The sequence below is a fragment of the Gordonia sp. VNK21 genome (assembly GCF_046098115.1).
Classification (GTDB): domain Bacteria; phylum Actinomycetota; class Actinomycetes; order Mycobacteriales; family Mycobacteriaceae; genus Gordonia.
Genome location: NZ_JBJURU010000001.1, coordinates 402,631 through 420,688 on the forward strand (window position 1 = coordinate 402,631; position 18,058 = coordinate 420,688).

Annotated in this window: 16 protein-coding genes; 2 read left to right on the forward strand and 14 right to left on the reverse strand. The window is 71.1% G+C overall.

The features are described 5' to 3' along the window. Nucleotides 1–23: 23 nt before the first annotated feature. From ACJMNC_RS02045 to rpsP, 5 genes are read right to left on the reverse strand one after another with little or no spacing between them, the layout of a single operon-like run. The gene (locus ACJMNC_RS02045) at nt 24–1,358 is read right to left on the reverse strand and encodes a hypothetical protein (RefSeq protein ID WP_408946277.1); all 1,335 of its coding nucleotides are present in this window, start codon (nt 1,356–1,358) and stop codon (nt 24–26) included. A gap of 51 nt (nt 1,359–1,409) precedes the next feature. Continuing rightward, entirely contained in the window at nt 1,410–2,102 is a 693-nt protein-coding gene (trmD, locus tag ACJMNC_RS02050) for a tRNA (guanosine(37)-N1)-methyltransferase TrmD (protein WP_408946278.1), read from the reverse strand. Nucleotides 2,103–2,106: 4 nt separating this feature from the next. After that, on the reverse strand, nt 2,107–2,625 hold the full coding sequence (rimM, locus tag ACJMNC_RS02055; RefSeq protein WP_408946279.1) for a ribosome maturation factor RimM: 519 nt from the start codon (nt 2,623–2,625) through the stop codon (nt 2,107–2,109). A gap of 9 nt (nt 2,626–2,634) precedes the next feature. Further along, a complete protein-coding gene (locus ACJMNC_RS02060; protein ID WP_408946280.1) occupies nt 2,635–2,877 on the reverse strand; it encodes an RNA-binding protein in 243 nt (80 codons plus the stop codon). Further along, nucleotides 2,874–3,392 carry a 30S ribosomal protein S16 gene (gene rpsP / locus ACJMNC_RS02065; RefSeq protein WP_408946281.1) on the reverse strand — a complete coding sequence of 173 codons (519 nt, stop codon included), beginning with the start codon at nt 3,390–3,392 and terminating at the stop codon, nt 2,874–2,876. The genes ACJMNC_RS02060 and rpsP overlap by 4 nt, the downstream gene beginning before the upstream one ends. 207 nt (nt 3,393–3,599) lie before the next feature. Here rpsP and ACJMNC_RS02070 point away from each other — a divergent pair, with 207 nt between their 5' ends. After that, on the forward strand, nt 3,600–4,652 hold the full coding sequence (locus ACJMNC_RS02070; protein WP_408946282.1) for a hypothetical protein: 1,053 nt from the start codon (nt 3,600–3,602) through the stop codon (nt 4,650–4,652). A gap of 169 nt (nt 4,653–4,821) precedes the next feature. Continuing rightward, complete coding sequence (locus tag ACJMNC_RS02075; RefSeq protein ID WP_408946283.1) at nt 4,822–5,475, forward strand: hypothetical protein; 654 nt, start codon at nt 4,822–4,824, stop codon at nt 5,473–5,475. Between the two features lie 88 nt (nt 5,476–5,563). Here ACJMNC_RS02075 and ACJMNC_RS02080 read toward each other — a convergent pair whose 3' ends face one another. From ACJMNC_RS02080 to ftsY, 9 genes are all read right to left on the reverse strand, one after another. Further along, nucleotides 5,564–6,634: an amidohydrolase family protein gene (locus ACJMNC_RS02080; protein ID WP_408946284.1), complete on the reverse strand. Its 1,071-nt coding sequence runs from the start codon at nt 6,632–6,634 to the stop codon at nt 5,564–5,566. Nucleotides 6,635–6,644: 10 nt separating this feature from the next. Then, nucleotides 6,645–8,219 (reverse strand): signal recognition particle protein, encoded by a 1,575-nt coding sequence (gene ffh, locus ACJMNC_RS02085; RefSeq protein ID WP_408946285.1) that lies wholly within the window; start codon nt 8,217–8,219, stop codon nt 6,645–6,647. A 69-nt stretch (nt 8,220–8,288) separates the two neighbouring features. Further along, complete coding sequence (locus ACJMNC_RS02090; RefSeq protein ID WP_408946286.1) at nt 8,289–10,721, reverse strand: [protein-PII] uridylyltransferase; 2,433 nt, start codon at nt 10,719–10,721, stop codon at nt 8,289–8,291. Next, nucleotides 10,696–11,034 carry a P-II family nitrogen regulator gene (locus ACJMNC_RS02095; RefSeq protein WP_408946287.1) on the reverse strand — a complete coding sequence of 113 codons (339 nt, stop codon included), beginning with the start codon at nt 11,032–11,034 and terminating at the stop codon, nt 10,696–10,698. The genes ACJMNC_RS02090 and ACJMNC_RS02095 overlap by 26 nt, the downstream gene beginning before the upstream one ends. A gap of 99 nt (nt 11,035–11,133) precedes the next feature. Further along, entirely contained in the window at nt 11,134–12,456 is a 1,323-nt protein-coding gene (locus tag ACJMNC_RS02100; protein WP_408946288.1) for an ammonium transporter, read from the reverse strand. A 149-nt stretch (nt 12,457–12,605) separates the two neighbouring features. Further along, entirely contained in the window at nt 12,606–14,120 is a 1,515-nt protein-coding gene (locus tag ACJMNC_RS02105) for a class I adenylate-forming enzyme family protein (RefSeq protein WP_408946289.1), read from the reverse strand. Between the two features lie 14 nt (nt 14,121–14,134). Further along, entirely contained in the window at nt 14,135–15,757 is a 1,623-nt protein-coding gene (locus ACJMNC_RS02110) for an acyl-CoA dehydrogenase family protein (protein WP_408946290.1), read from the reverse strand. After that, complete coding sequence (locus ACJMNC_RS02115; protein ID WP_408946291.1) at nt 15,754–16,416, reverse strand: TetR/AcrR family transcriptional regulator; 663 nt, start codon at nt 16,414–16,416, stop codon at nt 15,754–15,756. Before ACJMNC_RS02115 ends, ACJMNC_RS02110 begins: the two co-directional genes overlap by 4 nt. A gap of 177 nt (nt 16,417–16,593) precedes the next feature. After that, entirely contained in the window at nt 16,594–17,988 is a 1,395-nt protein-coding gene (gene ftsY / locus ACJMNC_RS02120; RefSeq protein ID WP_408946292.1) for a signal recognition particle-docking protein FtsY, read from the reverse strand. Nucleotides 17,989–18,058 lie beyond the last annotated feature (70 nt).

The following is an 18,058-nucleotide window of genomic DNA, read 5'->3' on the forward strand; positions in this document are numbered from 1 at the left end:
CGCAGATGAGAAATCAGCGCCGGTCAGAGGGTGAAATCCCGGTCCTGATCGTCCTGCACCGGCCCGTCTGCCCCACCGTCGGCATACTCGGGCCCGTCATCGGCGGCGCCGTTCTCACCGTCGGCCGCGTCACCGTCGCCCGCATCGGGCCAGACGCCGAGCACCGCCGGTCCGGCCACCGGCAGCGTGCCGAGCAGCCCGACGCCCTCGCCGGCCGACAGCAGGTACGCGGGCCGGCGGTGCCGGCGGTCCTCCTGTGCGCCGGGGCGTCCGCCGCCCGCCGGATAACCGCTGGCCGGCCCGCCCCGGCCGGCCGGCGATGTGGGCGAAGAACCGGCCGCGCCGCCCGGGACAGACGGCACAGACGGCGTGGCGCCGGCGGCCCGGACCGCGGCCGCGGGGCCGGCGGCGCCGCCCGGACCGGGCATCGGTGCGGCCGGGAGCAGGGTCGCCGCGGCCGCGAGAGGGTCGACGCCGTGCAGACCGCCGACACGCCGGTCTCCGGGGTCGGGGTCGCGCGGGGACGGATCGGTCCGGCCCACGACGGTGGCGGCCGGTCCTGCGGGCGGGTCGTCATCCGGACCCGCGCCCGGCGATGCGGCGGTCGGCCCGGCACGGCCCGGTGCCGCCGCGCTCCACGGGGCGCTCGGCGCCGGATCCGGTGCCGAGGCTCCCGGAGCGGTGGTGCGCACCACCGGGGTCGTTGCGGCGCCGTCGGGCATCGCCACGACGCCGGCCGGTGCCGGGGTATCGCCGGTGCCGGTGCCGGTGCCTGCGGACTGCGACACCGGGTCTCCGGTCGTCAGGGTGCCGGCCGTGCGGGGGCCGGCCGCCGGATCGGCGGTGCCGGGGCCCGGCGCCGTCGTCTCGACGGCGATGCCGTCGGTGTGCCCGGACATGGGGCCGTTGTAGAGGGTCGTGAGCGTCTCCGCGACCGCCGCGAGTTGTGCGGCGTGCAGTCCGTCGGTGCTGCCGAGGGCCGGGGCCGGGTCGATCATCGCGACCTGTGGCCGCAGGCTCTGGGACCGGCTCAGGTCGCCGGCTGCTCCGGCGAGGGCCTGCTGGACCGGGGCCAGCTGAGCGGCCGCGGCGGTGAGCCGGCCGGCCAGCGATCGGCCCGAGGCTTCGGCGGCGGCCGCACCCGCACCGGCGAGAGTCGTCGTCCCCGCCCCGCTGCCGCCGCCGACGCCTCCGGAATCGCCGAACACCCAGTCGAGACGGTCGGCGACGGCCTTCACCGCCGCCAGGATGCGGCCGATCTCAGCGGCATCGGCGGAGGCCGCGCCGGGATCCATGGAGTCGAGCCGGGCCAGAATGGTGGTCACCGGCACCAGCCACTCGGTCGAGAGGTTCAGCATGCTGGTTTGGACGCGGCGCGGGCGCCGCCGGTTCCATGACACGCCGCAGCGTCAGTCGGCGTCCTCGTCGGGAAGCAGGTCGGGGCGGCGCGCGCGGGTCCGCTCGAGCGACTGTTCGTGGCGCCAGGCGGCCACCTTGGCATGATCGCCGGAGAGCAGCACCGGCGGGACGTCGAGTCCGCGCCAGCTCACCGGACGGGTGTAGCTGGGGCCTTCGAGCAATCCGTCGGAGAACGAATCCTCCTGGTGCGACTGCGGATTGCCGAGGACGCCGGGCAGCAGCCGGGTGGTCGCCTCGACCATGGCCAGCACCGCCGCCTCACCACCGATCAGCACGAAGTCGCCGAGGGAGACCTCTTCGACGCGCACCCGCCGGGCGGCGTCGTCGAAGACGCGCTGGTCGATGCCCTCGTAGCGGCCGCACGCGAAGACCAGATGGTTTTCGGTGCTCCAGCGTCGGGCGGTGGCCTGGGTGAACGGCACACCGGCCGGGGTGGGCACCACCAGCAGGGCGTCGTCCGGGCACACCGCGTCCAGCGCATCGCCCCACACCTGGGGTTTCATCACCATGCCGGGCCCGCCGCCGTAGGGGCTGTCGTCGACGCTGCGGTGCACGTCGGTGGCCCAGTCCCGCAGATCGTGGATGTCCACGTCGATCAGCCCGGCGTCGACGGCCTTGCCGAGCAGCGCCACCCGCAGGGCATCGAGGTATTCGGGGAAGATGGTGACGACGTCGATGCGCACGGTGTCACTGCCCGCCGTCGAGCAGACCCTCGGGCGGGTCGACGACGATGCGCTCACGGGTCACCGTGGGCACGATCGCCCGCACGAACGGGATCAGCACCTCGGCGCCGCCGGAGGTGCGCACCGAAAGCACCTCCCCGCCGGGCAGGTGCAGCACGTCCGCGAGTTCACCGACCTGCTCGCCGTCCACCGTGCTGACCGGCAGGCCGATCAGCTCGTGGTCGTAGAACTCGTCCGGATCGTCGCCGGAATCGACGTCGTCGGCGTCGATCAGGAACAGGGTGCCGCGCAGCGCCTCGGCCGCCCCCCGATCGGCGACTCCGGACAGCGACAGCAACAGCCGCCCGGCGTGGGGCCGGGCGGCTGTCACCGTGTAGTCGGTCTCGCCGCCGCCGCGCGGTGCGCGACCGCGCAGCACGGCGCCGACCGCGAAACGCTCATCGGGCGCATCGGTGCGGACGTCGACGACGAGCTCGCCGCGGACGCCGTGGGTCTTGACGACCCGGCCGACCACCAGATCCATCAGCGCGGATCAGCGATCGGTGTCGACGATGTCCACCCGCATGCCGCGCCCGCCCAGTCCGGAGACCAGGGTGCGCAGTGCGGTGGCGGTGCGGCCGTTGCGGCCGATCACCTTGCCGAGATCCTCGGGGTTCACGTGCACCTCGATCATCCGGCCGCGACGGCCGGTGATGAGCTCCACCCGGACGTCGTCCGGGTTGGTGACGATGCCGCGAACCAGATGCTCGACGGCGTCAGCGACGACGACGCTCACTTGGCGTCCCCGTCACCGGCCTCGGCGACCGCCTCAGCGACGGTCTCACCGTCGGCGGCCAGGTCCGCTTCGACGGCCTTGGTCTCGGGCTCGGCGGTCTCCGGAGCAGCCTCGGCCTTGTCGGCCTTCTTGGCCTTCTTCTTGGCGGTGGTGGCCTCGACGGCCGGCTCGTTCTCGGCGGCGGCCAGTGCAGCGGCGAACAGCTCCTGCTTGCTGGTCTTGGCCTCGGCGGTCTTGAGGGTGCCCTCGGCGCCCGGCAGGCCCTTGAACTTCTGCCAGTCACCGGTCACCTTGAGGATGGCCGCCACCGGCTCGGTGGGCTGTGCGCCCACGCCCAGCCAGTACTGCGCGCGCTCGGAGTCGACCTCGATCAGCGAGGGCTCTTCCTTCGGGTGGTACTTGCCGATGGTCTCGATGACCCGGCCGTTACGGCGGGTGCGGGCGTCGGCGACGACGATGCGGTACTGCGGGTTGCGAATCTTGCCCAGACGGGTGAGCTTGATCTTGACAGCCATGATGTCCTTTGTGTCACTGCGCAATTCAGCGACCCGCCCGTTCGGCGAGCCCGGTTTTGCGATCTCTGATGGGGTGACCGCCGGGCGGCGCGTGACCGGCACCGGCGAACCAGCGGTCCATTCTGCCAGATCAGCACCCGCGACCAAAATGCACACGGCCCGCCGCGGATCATCGACGCCGGGCCCGCCGGGTGCCAGAATGTCCCTATGAGTGAGGACCAGCAGAATCCCTTCGGGAACCAGCCCGGCCCCGACCCCGAGCGACGTCCGGACCCGGCGGACGAGCCGACCACCGTCGACCAGCCGAGCAGCGCCGACCAGCCGAGCAGCGCCGACCAGCCGACCACCGTCAACCAGCCGGGCGGTGTCGACCAGCCGGCTGGGGGATCCACCGGCGGCGGCACCGGCGATGGCGCGTGGGCGGCCACCGAGTTCGCCCCGATCCCACCCGGCTCGGGCGATCCCCAGGCCGGTGGCACTCCGCAGAGTCCGCCGGATCCGTGGAGTTCGGCTGCCACCGAAGCGGTGCCGCAGCCCGCTCCGGACGGCTCTCAGTACCCGACCTATCCGGCCGGCGCTCCCTCGGGCCCCGGCTACGGCGAGCCGCCGGTCTACGGCTCGACACCCGGCTACGGCACCACGCCGGGGTACGGCGCAGCTCCCGGCTACGGCGCGGCCCCCGGTTACGGTGCAGCCCCCGGGTACGGCGAGTCCGGGCAGCCGGCCGGTTTCGGGCCGGGCCCGGAGATCGGCCCGGCAGCCGGATACCCCGGCATCCCCGCCGCCGGGATCCCGGGGTATCCGGCTGCCGGGCCGCAGGGCCCGCTCCCCCGGCCCGGCTGGGTGGTGGTCTCGGTGGTCCTGCAGATCATCGCGTCGGCGTTCACCATCCTGTCCGGCATCGCTCTGATCGTGGTCGGCGCGATGTACAACAGTTCCGACTCGCTGCAGAACTCGAGCGCGGTGCAGGACCTGCTCGACGAGACGCCCGGCCTGACCCGCGACGATCTCAGTTCGCTGGCGGCCATGTTCGTCGTCATCGGCGTGATCATGTGCATCATCGCCGCCGTCATGATCTGGGTGGCGACGCAGTCGGGCGCCGGGAAGAACTGGGCGCGGATCACGGCCACCGTGATCTGGGGCATCCTCGGCCTGCTCTCGATCACCGCGATCATCTCGATCATCTGGGCCGTGGCGATCATCGTCTGCCTCTGGCTGCCGAATGTGAACGCCTGGTACAAGAGCAAATCCCTGGTCTGACCTCGTCCGGTCGACCACCTCGTCTGCCAGATCCCGGCTGATCCGGGGTCTGGCAGACCTGTCTCCCGAACGCCACGCCGACGGGGCCGCGACGGCGCACCGCTAGACTCGGTCGTCGGGGCTCCCGCCCCCAGGGACGTCGGACGAGGAACGGAAAGCACACACCTTCATGCTCAACGCCCTCGGCTATGCGTTCATCGACGCGATCAATGTGCTGCTCATCGGCGTGCTCGTGGCGCTGGCGATGATGGCCGCGCCGGGCCGCTACCGCCGCGTCGCGAGTCTGCTGCTGCTCGGCGACTGGCTCGGCGTGCTGGTGCTCGCGCTGATCGTGCTGCTGGCCTTCGACGGGCTCGGCGACGTGATCACCCACATCGTGGACTCTCCGGTCTTCGGCATCCTGCTCATCCTCACCGGTGTGGCCACGGCCCTGCTGACGCTGCGCGGCGACGACTCCTCGGGGCTGGTGGACCGGATACTCACCCCGCTGCGTTCACCGGGTCCGCTGACCGTCCTGGTCGGCTTCATTCTGGGCCTGATCCAGTCCGGTACCTCGGTGCCGTTCTACGCCGGTCTGGCGGTGCTCTCGGCAGCCGATATCCCGGCCGCCGAACGCTACGGCGCGCTGCTGCCCTACGCCACCGTGGCGCTGAGCCTGCCGCTGCTCGCCGCCCTGCTGCTCGGCCTGGTGCGGCACAATCCGCATTCGTTCGTCGGGCGGCTCTTCGGCAGGGCCCGCGCCAACAAGACCGCCGTCGCGATGGGCGCCGGCTACCTCGTCTCGGTGCTGCTCATCGGGATCGGCATCGTCCGGCTGTTCTGACCGTCTGTTCCGACCGCCGGTTGTGACCGGCGATCATGGCCTCCGTGCGCCCCAGACCTCAGAGCCCCAGAGCTCAGAGCCCCAGAGCTCAGAGCTGCAGGCCCGAGCACACGACGTGCCGGGGCCGGCGCAGCGTCGACAGATCCCGAGCCGGATCGGCGTCGAGCACCAGGAAGTCCGCGCGGTCCCCGTCCTCGAGCCCGTCGGCGCCGAGCCACCGGCGCGGCGCCGACGAGGCCGCCGCCAGCGCCTCGAGCGGGCGGAAGCCGATACCGGTCAGCGCATCCACCTCGTCGACGATGCGGCCGTGCTCGACGAAGCCGCCGGCATCGGTGCCGGCGTAGATCGCCACCCCGGCCTCGCGGGCGGCCGCGTACACCGCCGGCGCACCGGCGTAGAGCGCACGCATATGGGACTGGTACACGGGGAACCGGTCGGCGCCGTCGGCGATGCCGGGAAAGTTCTCCACCTGGATGAGCGTGGGCACCAGGGCGATCTGCTTCTCGACCAGCCGGTCGATCAGGTCCTGGGTGAGGCCGGTGCCGTGTTCGATGGAGTCGAAGCCGGCGTCGATGAGGTCCGGCAGCGCGTCGTAGCCGAAGACATGCGCGGTGATCCGTGCGCCCTCCTCGTGCGCGGCGGCCACGGCCGCCTGCAGCTGCGCCGACGTCCACAGCGGCGCCAGATCGCCGGCCTCCCGGTCGATCCAGTCCCCGACCAGCTTCACCCAGCCGTCACCGGCCCGGGCCTGCCGGCGCACCTCGTCGGCCAGGCGGTCCGGATCGTCGAGTTCGACGCCGTAGTCGCGCAGGTAGCGCTTGGGGCGGGCGATGTGCTTGCCGGCGCGCAGGAAGCGGGGGCAGCGCGGATCGTCGTCGAGCGGATGCGTGTCGACCGGTGAGCCGACCTCGCGCAGCAGCAGCGCACCTGCCCGCGCATCCTGGTAGGCGAAGCCGCGCGCCCGGTCGATGGTCACACCCAGCCCCGGCGCGATGCCGACGTGATTGTGCGCGTCGACCAGGCCGGGCACGATCCAGCCGCCGTCGGCGACGGTCTGCGCACCCGCCAGCGCGGTGCGGCTGATCCGGCCGTCACGCACCCACAGGTCGAGCGGCTCGCCGGTGAACGGATCGATGCCCCGGTAGTGGTCGGCAGCCATGGCGCGCCCTCTACTTCTTGGGGAACTTCAGGTCGTTCAGGTCGATGCCCTCCAGGCCGGGCGGCAGTTGGTCGAGACCGGGCGGCATCTGCGACAGATCCATCCCCGGCGGCAGCCCCATGCCGGGCATCATGCCCGGCATGCCGCCGCGCATGCCCTTCGGCGGCGTCGGCCCCCTGCCCTTGCCCTTGCCCTTCTTGGCGTTCTTACCCTTCTTGCCCTTGCGCGCATTGCGCTTGGCGCCGCCCATACCCATCCGGCCGGACATCTGCGACATCATCTTGCGGGCCGCGAAGAACCGGTCCACCAGCTGGTTGACATCGGTGACGGTGACACCCGAGCCGTTGGCGATGCGCAGCCGCCGGGAGGCGTTGATGATCTTCGGATCGTCGCGCTCGGCGGGGGTCATGCCGCGGATGATCGCCTGGATCTTGTCGAGCTGCTTGTCGTCGACCTGCGAGAGCGCGTCCTTCATGTCGCCGGCGCCGGGCAGCATGCCCAGCAGGTTCCCGATCGGACCCATCTTGCGGATCATCAACATCTGCTGCAGGAAGTCGTCGAGGGTCAGCTCCCCCTGGCTGATCTTCTCCGCGGCCTTCTCCGCCTCGGCGGCATCCCAGTGCTGCTCGGCCTGCTCGATCAGCGAGAGCACATCGCCCATGCCGAGGATCCGGCTGGCCATCCGGTCCGGGTGGAAGACGTCGAAGTCCTCGAGCTTCTCACCGGTGGACGCGAACTTGATCGGCCGGCCGGTGATCTCGCGCACCGACAGCGCGGCGCCGCCGCGGGCGTCGCCGTCGAGTTTGGTCAGCACCACGCCGGTGAAGTCGACACCCTCGGCGAAGGCCTGTGCGGTGGCCACCGCGTCCTGGCCGATCATCGCGTCGAGGACGAACAGCACCTCGTCGGGGTCGGTGGCATCCCGGATGTCCGAGGCCTGACGCATCAGCTCCTCGTCGATGCCCAGACGGCCGGCGGTATCGATGATCACCACGTCGTACTGCTTGGTCCGGGCCTGTGCCACACCGTCGAGCGCCACCCTGACCGGATCGCCCGAGCTGACGCCGAGGGTGCCCTCGCTGCCGACGGCGGCGCCGGCCTCGGGAGCGAAGACCGGCACGCCGGCGCGCTCGCCGACGATCTGCAGCTGCTGGACCGCGCCCGGGCGCTGCAGGTCACAGGCCACCAGGAGCGGCGTGTGACCCTGCTTGACCAGCCAGGCGGCGAGTTTGCCGGCCAGGGTGGTCTTACCGGCGCCCTGCAGGCCGGCGAGCATGATGACGGTCGGCGGGTTCTTGGCCAGCGACAGCCGGCCGGTCTCCCCGCCGAGGATCCCGACGAGTTCCTCGTTGACGATCTTGACGATCTGCTGGGCCGGATTGAGCGCCCCGGAGACCTCGGCGCCCTTGGCGCGCTCCTTGATCCGTGCGATGAAGGTGCGCACCACCGGCAGCGAGACGTCCGCCTCGAGCAGGGCGAGCCGGATCTCCCTGGCGGTCGAGTCGATGTCGGCGTCGGTCAGCCGGCCTTTGCCGCGCAGGTCTTTGAGCGCACCGGTCAACCGATCGGAGAGAGATTCGAACATGCCTCCATCTTTCCATGACGCCCGGCGGGCCCGGCCGCGAGGCGCTCGCGCGTCGCGGCCGGGGCGCGGCTATGCGGTCGAACCGGCCGCCGGACAGACCGTGAGCACGGCGTCGGCGATGGTCTCCCGCACCGCCGGAGTGTCCGGCGCCAGATCCACACAGAAGGTGTCGACGACGGTCGAGCCCAGCGTGGAGACCTTGGCCCAGCGCACATCGGCGCCCTCCCGCTCGAGGACCCCGGTGACCCGGGCGAGCAGACCCGGCCGGTCCACCGAACGCAGCTCGAGCAGAACCGTGCCGGAGGCGGCGTCGTTCACCCACGATGCCCGTGGCGGCGCCAGCACCCGTGCCACCGGGACCGCGGATCCGCCCGGGTTCCGGGCGGCCGCCGCGGTGTCCCGTTCGTCGAGTTGCGCGGTCACGTCCAGCCGGCCGTCGATGGCCGCCAGCAGACGCTGCCGGAGCACCTGCACATCCGGCGGGTCGCCGAAGGTGGGCATGACGACGAAGCTGTTGACCGCCGAGCCGGCGTGCGAGCACACCTGCGCACTGTGCGCGTGCAGTCCGGCCAGCGCGATCACCCCGGTCATCTTCGACAGCAGTCCCGGCTGGTCCGGTGCGATCAGAGTGGCCAGGTAGGTGGTCGGCCCCTCCCCGGCCTCGAGCCGGACGTGCACCCCGCCGCTCTCCGCCTGCGCGGCCAGTTCGGCCGACAGTGCCTCCTGCTGCGGGATCACCGCCCCACCGATGTGTGCGCAGACCCGTCGCACCAGAGTCCCGATCAGCGACGCCTTCCAGTCACTCCACACGCCCGGACCGGTGGCCTTGGAGTCCGCTTCGGCCAGCGCCCCGAGCAGTTCGGTGAGCACCCGGTCGTCGCCGAGGGTCTCGGCCACCGACTCGATCACCGCCGGATCGCTCGGATCGCGGCGGGTGGCCACCGCCGGCAGCACCAGATGGTGGGCCACCATGTCCGAGAGCGTCCGCACGTCCTGCGGCCACAGTCCGAGCCGGCTGCCGATGCCCACGGCCAGTTCCGCGCCGACCTCGCTGTGGTCGCCGCCGCGCCCCTTCCCGATGTCGTGGATGAGGGCGCCGAGCAGCAGCAGGTCCGGCCGCGACACGCTGGTGGTCAGTGAGGCGGCGTTGGCCACCGTCTCCACCAGGTGCCGGTCGACGGTCCAGGTGTGCACCGAATCGCGCGGCGGCAGATCCCGGACCCCGGCCCACTCCGGGAACATGGTCTCCCACAGGCCGATCCGGTCGAGCGCCTCGATGGGCGCCGCCATCGACGGACCGGACGAGAGCAGCACCAGCAGGTCGCTGAGCGGTTCGGCCGGCCACGGCTCGGGAATCGGCTGCGCGTACCGGGCGAGCCGTTCGAGGGTCGGTCCGTTGATCGGCAGCTCGTTGCGCGCCGCCGCGGCCGCCACCCGCAGCACCAGACCGTAGTCCTGGCTGGGCATGGCCCCGCGGGCCAGCACCACCTCACCCTGATGTTCGACGACGCCCTCGTCGAGCGGCCGCCGGGCGGGCAGCCGCCGCAGTCGCGACACCCCGCGCCGGCCCACCGCGTTGGCGGCGGTGCGCAGCCCGGTGTCGACGGCGAACTCGGTGGTGCGGCCGGCCCCGCTGATCACCCTGGCCAGATCGAATCGGTCGCCCAGGTCGAGTGCGGCGGCGATCTGGTCGGCGTCCTGGGCCCGCACCTGTTCGCGGGCCCGTCCGGCGATCAGATGCTGTTCGGTCCGCACGTCGAGCAGTCGTTCGTAGGCGTGCGCGACCGGCGACCCGGAGCGTTCCGGCGAGAGCCGGGCCAGTCCGTCGGTGAGCTGTGCCAGGGCCAGCGCGTTGAGCAGTTGCACATCGCGCATGCCCCCGCGCCCGTTCTTCAGGTCCGGTTCGGCGCGCTGGGCGATGTCCCCGGCCCGCTCCCAGCGGGCCCGGGCCGATTCGACCAGTTCGGGCAGCCGGGTGCGGGCTTCGATCCGCCAGAGGTTGCGGACCGAGGCGATCATCAGGGCTGCGAGGTCCTCGTCGCCGGCGATGAACCGGGCGTCGAGCAGTCCGAGCACCGCGCTGGTGTCCTCGCGGGCCACCCGCAGGACCTCCGGAATGCTCCGCACGCTGTGATCGAGACCCACGCCGGAATCCCAGATGGGATACCAGAGCCCGTCGGCCTTCTCGGCGATCTGATCCGGGTAGCGCTCGTCGTGCAGCAGCACCAGATCCAGGTCCGAGTAGGCCACGAGTTCCCGCCGCCCCAATCCCCCGACGGCGACCACGGCGAAACCGCTGCCGTCGACGATGCCCAGTTCACGGGCACGCTGCACCAGCCAGGCCTCGTAGACGGTCTCGAGTTCCCGGCGGAACTCTCCGCCGATGATCCGGCCCGCCCGCGCCTCGGCGATGACCTCGGCCCGGGCCGCGGAGAGGGCGCCCGCCGGATCCCGGCCGGCGCCCGCCGCGCCCGCCTCAGACCGCTTCGGTGCCGCGTTCACCGGTCCGCACCCGAATGATCGAGTCGACCGGCGAGACCCACACCTTGCCGTCACCGATCTTGCCGGTCCGGGCGGCGTCCACGATCACCTCGGCGACCTTGTCCACGTCCTCGTCGTCGATCACGACCTCGACGCGGACCTTCGGCACGAAGTCCACTGCGTACTCGGCGCCGCGATAGACCTCGGTGTGGCCCTTCTGCCGCCCGTACCCCTGCACCTCGCTCACCGTCATACCGACGACCCCGATCTGCTCGAGCCCGGACTTGACGTCCTCGAGGGTGAACGGCTTGATGATGGCGGTAATCAGCTTCATGGGTTCAACAACCTTCCTGTGTCCAGATTCAGCCTAGTGCGGCAGGCTGCTGCCGGGTCCGGTGACGGGACCGGAGTGGCCCGTCGGGCCGACATGGCGTCAGACCGGCTCATAAGCGGTCTCCGCGTGTTCGGCGCTGTCGATGCCGCGGGCCTCGTCCTCACGGTCGATCCGCCAGCCGATCGGCTTGAGGACCAGGGCGATCACAGCGGTGAGCACACCGGTGAAGGCGAGCGCGAAGAGGGCGATGACCACCTGGACGGCGAGCTGCTTGGCGTCGTGACCGTAGAAGATGCCGGTCTCCTTGGCGAACAGGCCGATACCCACGGTGCCCCACAGGCCGGCGACCAGGTGCACACCCACCACGTCGAGCGAGTCGTCGTAGCCGAGCTTGAACTTCAGGCCGATGGCCAGCGCGGCGAGGATGCCGGCGATCACACCCAGACCCATCGAGCCCACCGGGGTGAGGTCACCGCAGGCCGGGGTGATGGCGACCAGACCGGCGACGATGCCCGATGCGGCGCCGACGCTGGTCGGCTTGCCGTCGCGCAGCCATTCCACGGCCAGCCAGCCGATCATCGCGGCGGCGGTGGCGACGGTGGTGTTGACCCAGACCAGGCCGGCGGTCATGTCGGCGGCCAGTTCCGAGCCCACGTTGAAGCCGAACCAGCCGAACCACAGCAGGGCGGCGCCGAGCATGACGAACGGGATGTTGTGCGGACGGTAGGCGGTACGGCCGAAACCGATCCGCTTGCCCACCAGCAGAACCAGCACCAGGGCGGCCATACCGGCGTTGATGTGGACCACGGTGCCGCCGGCGAAGTCGATCGGCGCCACATTGGCCTCCCCGTCGGTGGAACCGAACATCCAGGAGGCGAAGCCGCGCTCGGCGCCGGACATGATGCCGCCGCCCCAGACCATGTGGGCCAGCGGCAGATAGATGATGGTGGTGAACAGCACGGTGAAGATCAGCCAGGTGACGAACTTGACGCGCTCGGCCAGCGCACCGCTGATCAGCGCGACGGTGATCACCGCGAAGGTCAGCTGGAAGGCGAGGAAGACGATGGCCGGGACGGTCGAGTCTCCCCACATCACCACCTCGTCGCCGCGAGTCTGCGTGAGCTGATCGGAGCCGAACAACGAGAACGGGTTGGCGAAGATGCCGCCGATGTCACTGTCGCCGGTGAGCGAGTCGCCGAAAGATGTGGAGAAACCCCACAGCACATAGACCACCGTCACCGTCGCGATCGAGGCGAACGACATCATCATCATGTTCAGGACGGATTTGCCGCGCGAAAGACCACCGTAGAAGAACGCCAGCGCGGGCGTCATCAGCAGCACCAGGGCCGCGCTGATGATCACCCACGCGGTGTCACCGGTGTCGAACGTGCCGAACACTTCGTCCGGTAGAGCCACAGTCACTTCTCAAGACCTCCTGTCACCGTCGTGATTCGACGTGTGAGGAAACTCTGTCGCGGCGACGTTTCCGGCACAGTGCCGGAAATGTTTCGCCTACGTGACGCGGCCCGGCGGTGGGTTAAGCGCTCGTTTCGCCCCGTCCGGGGCGGAGGTCAGAGGCGTTCACGCAGGACGTGCTTGACGATCTTGCCGCTCGGATTGCGCGGCAGCGCGTCCACGGTGAGCACCTCGCGGGGCAGCTTGTAGCGGGCCAGCTTGTCCGCGAGGAATTCACGCACCTCCTCGACGGTCACCTCGGCGCCGTCGGACGGGACGCAGGCGGCGACCACCGTCTCACCCCACTCCGGGTGGGGCCTGCCCACGACGGCCACGTCCGCGACCCGCGGGTGGCCGCGCAGGACCTCCTCGACTTCCTGCGAGTGCACGTTCTCGCCGCCGACGATGATGATGTCCTTGAGCCGGTCGACGACGTACAGGTAGCCGTCGTCGTCGATCCGCGCCACGTCGCCGGTGCGGAACCACGGCCCCTCGAAGGCTGCGGCCGTGGCCTCCGGGTTGTTCAGGTAGCCGGTCATCGCGGTGTCGGCGCGCAGCCAGATCTCCCCGATCCCGCCGGGCCCGACGTCAGTGCCGTCGGCGTCGACCACCCGCAGATCCACCCCGAACATGCCGCCGCGGCCGATGGAACCGGCCTTGCTCAGCTGCTCGTGCGGGTACAGCGCGGTGCCCACCGGTCCCATCTCGCTCATCCCGTACACCTGGAAGAAGTGTTCGCTGCGGTAGCTGTCGATGAGCAGCCGGGCGGTCGGCTCCCCCAGCGAGGCTCCGCCGTAGAGCCACCTGGTGACGGTGGACAGGTCGTAATCGGCCAGGTCCAGCCGGCCCGCCTCGGCCAGCTGCACGGGCATCAGGTAGGCGATCGGCGAACCGAAGAAGGCGGTGATCCGGTGCCGCTGCACCGCCTCGAGGAAGTGCTGCGGATGGTATTCGCGCTGCAGCACGGTGGTGGCGGCCAGCGAGATCATCGTGAGCAGCCAGTCGTTGAGCGGGGCGGCGTGCCAGATGGGCATGGACAGCAGGAACCGTTCCTCGCTGGTGAAGCCGAGGGTGGTGGCGATCAGCGGGGACACGGTCGAGAGCGTGCGGTGGGTGTGCACGCAGCCCTTGGGCGAACTGGTGGTCCCGGAGGTGTAGAGGATCTGTGCCGGCGCGTCCAGGTCGTCGTCGACGGCGGCGGGGATCGGCGCCGCCGTCGCCAGCAGGTCGTCGAAGGAGTCGAGCCCGTCGTGACCGGCTTCGGTGGTGAGCCACGGGATGTCGGTGGCTCCGTCGGCGGTCGCTGCGAGCTCGCCGGCCGCCACACCGAGCCGGGCGCCGCTCTGCTGCACCGCGAAGGCGATCTCCGGTCCGGCCAGCTTGTGGTTCACCGGGACCAGTACGGCGCCCGCGTACCAGGCGCCGAAGGCGGCGATGACGAAGCCGGGCGTGTTGTAGGTGAGCACCGCGACCGCCTCGCCGGGCGCCACACCCCGGTCGATGAAGACCGTGGCCGCGCGGCGTGCCGCGTCCTTCAGCTCGGCGTAGGTGATCTCGGTGTCGTCGGTGACCAGTGCCGGCTTGTCCGGTGCGATCCGGGCGGCGCGTTCGAGGGTCGAGGTCAGATGCATTCCGCTGCTCCTGTTCAGGCGCGTGCGGCCACGGCCGCGAGGTCGAGGGCGGGATCGAGGACGCCGTACATCTGGCCCGGGTTCTCCAGTCGCCCGGCGACGAAGGCGTCGGCGACCGCGTCCGGGGCCTGCCGGATCAGGATCGAGCCCTGCAGGGCGAGCGCGAGGGACTCGGTGAGCCGGCGCGCAATGGCCGGCGCCGCGGTCGGGTCGGCGGCGGCCTGGGCCACCAGTTTCCGGGTGGCCTCGACGTGCAGGTCGTAGCCGCGGTGGCTGCCCAGCGCGAGCTCGAACTCGTCGTCGAGTGCCTCCACCGAGAGCGGATCGCGGGCCATCGCGCGCAGGACGTCCAGCGCGATCACATTGCCCGAACCCTCCCAGACGGCCATCACCGGCTGTTCGCGGTAGCGGCGGGCCAGCGGGAAGCCGTTCTCGGTGTACCCGTTGCCGCCCAGGCATTCGAGCGCCTCGTAGGCGTGGTTGGGTCCGCGTTTGCACACCCAGTATTTGCCGACGGCGGTCGCCAGCCGGCGGAAGGCCTGCGACTGCTCGGAGTCGTCGTCGTAGGCGGCGGCCAGGCGCATCGCCGTCCAGGTGGCCGCCTCCGACTCGAGCTGCAGATCGGCGATCACCGCGGTCATGGCCGGCTGGTCGATGAGCAGCGCACCGAAGGCCGAGCGGTGGCGGGTGTGCCAGGCGGCTTCGGCGACGGCCTGGCGCATACCGGCGGCGCTGCCCAGGGCGCAGTCGAGCCGGGTCTGGTTGACCATCTCGATGATGGTCCGCACCCCGGCGCCCTCGTCGCCGAGTCGCCAGCCGACCGTCTCGTCGAACTCGACCTCCGAGGAGGCGTTGGACTTGTTGCCGAGCTTGTCCTTGAGCCGCTGAACGTTGAAGACGTTGCGCTCGCCGTCGGGCAGGGTCCGCGGCACCACGAAGCAGGTGACCCCGTCCGGCGCCTGCGCCAGGACCAGGAAGGCGTCGGACTGGGGTGCCGAACAGAACCACTTGTGTCCGGTGATGCGGTAGGTGCCGTCCCCGGCATCGACCGCGCGGGTGGTGTTGGCGCGCACGTCCGAGCCGCCCTGCTTCTCGGTCATCGCCATCCCGAAGATCGCCGACCGCTTGGCCGGATCACCCAGGGCCGGGTCGTAGTCGTGGGAGTACACCCGCGGAAGCCACTGCTCGGCGAGCACCGGGTCGGTCCGCAGCGAGGGCACCACGGCATGGGTCATGCTCACCGGGCAGGAGTGGCCGGGTTCGATCTGGCCGAACTGACTGAACAGCGCCGCACGCGCCACGTGGGCGCCCGGACGGGGATCGGACCAGCAGCTGGTGTGGGCGCCGCGGGCGATCGCGTCACCGATGATGCGGTGGTAGGCCGGATGGAATTCGATCGCGTCGACCCGGTTTCCCCACCGGTCGTGGGTGTGCAGGATCGGCGTGATGGTGTTGGCCAGTTCGGCGTCGCGCTGGAAGTCCTCCCGCCCCACCAGTGCACCGGCCTCGGTCAGCCGGTCGGTGGCCCAGTCGGCGCCGTAGGCGGCGACGGCTTCGGTGAGTGCGAGGTTGGTGGTGTACTCGTTGACGCCGACGCGGGCCGGTGCCTGGTTGAAGACCTGGTGGGTGGCGGTCATGGGATGCTCCTCGGGTCGGGGTGGGTGGTCTCAGGTGTGTGCGCCGGCGCGCCCAGTGCGCGGAAGCAGAAGTCGGTGATGGTGGCCAGCAGAGCGTCGGGATCGTCGCCGGCCAGCGGCGCCGTATCGGGGTTCAGTGCGCCGACGAGCGCCTCGGAGATGGCCCCCATCAGGGCCGCCGCGGCGACGGGCGCATCCTGGTCGACGAACCGGCCCTGCGCGATACCGTCGACGATGATCGCCTCGCCGAGGTCGCGATAGGACTGGCGCAGCCGCAGGCGTTCGCGGTCGACGGCCGGGTCGACCGACTCGAAGAGCAGCGACCAGGCAAGCCGCCGGCCGCGCAGCGCACGATCGGCGAAGGTGTCGATCAGCGCCCGGAGCCTGTCGTCGGGTCCGGGACCGGCGGCCTCGACGGCGGCCTCGACCCGGCCGAACTCGTATTCGGCGGCGTTGCGGAAGACCTCGGCGAGCAGGGCCTCGCGATTGTCGAAGTACGAGTAGACCGAGCCCACGGAGACGCTGCCGCGCTCGGCGATCGCGGCCACCGCCGCACCGGCGAAACCGGACTGCGCCACCACGGCCCGGGCGGCGCCGAGCAGCGCCTCCCGTTTGGCCTGCGCGCTGCGGCGGGTGGCCGCGGTCGGTCGGTACGCCATCGCCGTCTCCTGTCGCCCTGTGCTTCAACAAAGAGTTGAACTATGGTTCATTTCTTCTCACAAGGATTGAACCACGATTCAATCCATCTGACAAGAACGCCCGCCCGGCAGATCCTGCCGGGCGGGCGTCCGAGGGTCGGCGGTGAGGCGCTCAGCGATCAGGCACCGCGCCGGTGATCAGAGCAGGGCGTCGACGAAGGCCTCCGGAACGAACGGCGCCAGATCGTCAGCGCCCTCCCCCAGTCCGACCAGCTTGACCGGGACTCCCAGCTCCTCCTGGATCCGGAAGACAATGCCGCCCTTGGCGGTGCCGTCGAGCTTGGTCAGCACCACACCGGTCAGATCCACGACCTCGGCGAAGACCTTCGCCTGGGTCAGCCCGTTCTGGCCGACGGTGGCGTCGAGGACCAGCAGCACCTCGTCCACCGGCGCCTTCTTCTCCACCACGCGCTTGACCTTGCCGAGCTCGTCCATCAGACCCGCCTTGGTGTGCAACCGGCCCGCGGTGTCGATGAGCACCACGTCCACGCCGTCGGCGATGCCCGAGGACACCGCGTCGAAGGCCACCGACGCCGGATCGGCGCCCTCCTTGCCGCGCACGATGCCGGCCCCGACTCGCTCACCCCAGGTCTGCAGCTGGTCGGCAGCCGCCGCACGGAAGGTGTCGGCGGCCCCGAGCAGCACCCGGCGGCCGTCGGCGACCAGGACCCGGGCCAGTTTGCCGGTGGTGGTGGTCTTGCCGACGCCGTTGACGCCCACCACCAGCACCACGGCCGGTCCCCCGGCGTGCGGCAGCGCCCTGACCGAGCGGTCGAGCTCCGGGTGCAACTGGGCGATCAGCACCTCCCGCAGGGCCGAGCGCGCCTGCTCGGCCGTACGGACCTTGCCGCTGGCCAGTTCGGCGCGCAGGTTCTCCACCACCGCGGTGGTGGCCGCGCTGCCGAGGTCGGCCATCACCAGGGTGTCCTCGATCTCCTCCCAGCTGTCCTCGTCGAGGTCGCCGGCACCGAGCAGACCGAGCATGGAACCGCCGATGGCGCCCTGACTGCGGGCCAGCCGGCCGCGCAGCCGGGACAGCCGCCCCTCGGTCGGCGCGATCTCGTCGAGCGCCGGGGCTTCGGGCTCGGGCTCGGACTCGGGCTCGGCGACTGTTTCCGGTGTCGCCGGTGCTTCCGGCTCGGCAGGGGTTTCCGGCTCGACGGGCGTCGCGGCCTCCGCCTCCGCGGGCGCCTCCGACTCGGCTTCGGGTGCAGCCGTGCCGGTTCCAGGCGCGGCGGTTTCAGGCGCGGCCGCCGGTTCCGGAGCGCGCTCGGGCTCGGGTTCGGGAGCCGGTTCCGCCGCGGCCGGTTCCCGGTCGAGAGTGGCGGCACCGCCCTGGCTGAAGGAGAAACCCGATCCAGCCTGATAGCCGCCGGACTTGTCCACCTGCCGGGCACCGTCGTCGGTGATCGTCGGGGTGGCGTCGGTGATCGAGATCTGCCGACGGCGGCGCAGCATCAATCCGATGCCCAGCAGCAGGGCCAGGACCACGACCACACCGACGACGATGCCGATGATGACTTCAGTACTCACGCAGAGGACCTTTCAGTGTTGTGCTCTTCGTCGTTGTTCTCTTGATCGCCGGGGCCGTGACACGCCGCCG

Coding starts and splice junctions, on each gene's coding strand:
- ACJMNC_RS02045 (WP_408946277.1), bottom strand. CDS start 1,358: ATGCTGAACCTCTCGACCGAGTGGCTGGTGCCGGTGACCACCATTCTG.
- rimM (WP_408946279.1), bottom strand. CDS start 2,625: ATGGATCTGGTGGTCGGCCGGGTCGTCAAGACCCACGGCGTCCGCGGC.
- rpsP (WP_408946281.1), bottom strand. CDS start 3,392: ATGGCTGTCAAGATCAAGCTCACCCGTCTGGGCAAGATTCGCAACCCG.
- ACJMNC_RS02070 (WP_408946282.1), top strand. CDS start 3,600: ATGAGTGAGGACCAGCAGAATCCCTTCGGGAACCAGCCCGGCCCCGAC.
- ACJMNC_RS02075 (WP_408946283.1), top strand. CDS start 4,822: ATGCTCAACGCCCTCGGCTATGCGTTCATCGACGCGATCAATGTGCTG.
- ACJMNC_RS02080 (WP_408946284.1), bottom strand. CDS start 6,634: ATGGCTGCCGACCACTACCGGGGCATCGATCCGTTCACCGGCGAGCCG.
- ffh (WP_408946285.1), bottom strand. CDS start 8,219: ATGTTCGAATCTCTCTCCGATCGGTTGACCGGTGCGCTCAAAGACCTG.
- ACJMNC_RS02095 (WP_408946287.1), bottom strand. CDS start 11,034: ATGAAGCTGATTACCGCCATCATCAAGCCGTTCACCCTCGAGGACGTC.
- ACJMNC_RS02105 (WP_408946289.1), bottom strand. CDS start 14,120: ATGCATCTGACCTCGACCCTCGAACGCGCCGCCCGGATCGCACCGGAC.
- ACJMNC_RS02110 (WP_408946290.1), bottom strand. CDS start 15,757: ATGACCGCCACCCACCAGGTCTTCAACCAGGCACCGGCCCGCGTCGGC.
- ACJMNC_RS02115 (WP_408946291.1), bottom strand. CDS start 16,416: ATGGCGTACCGACCGACCGCGGCCACCCGCCGCAGCGCGCAGGCCAAA.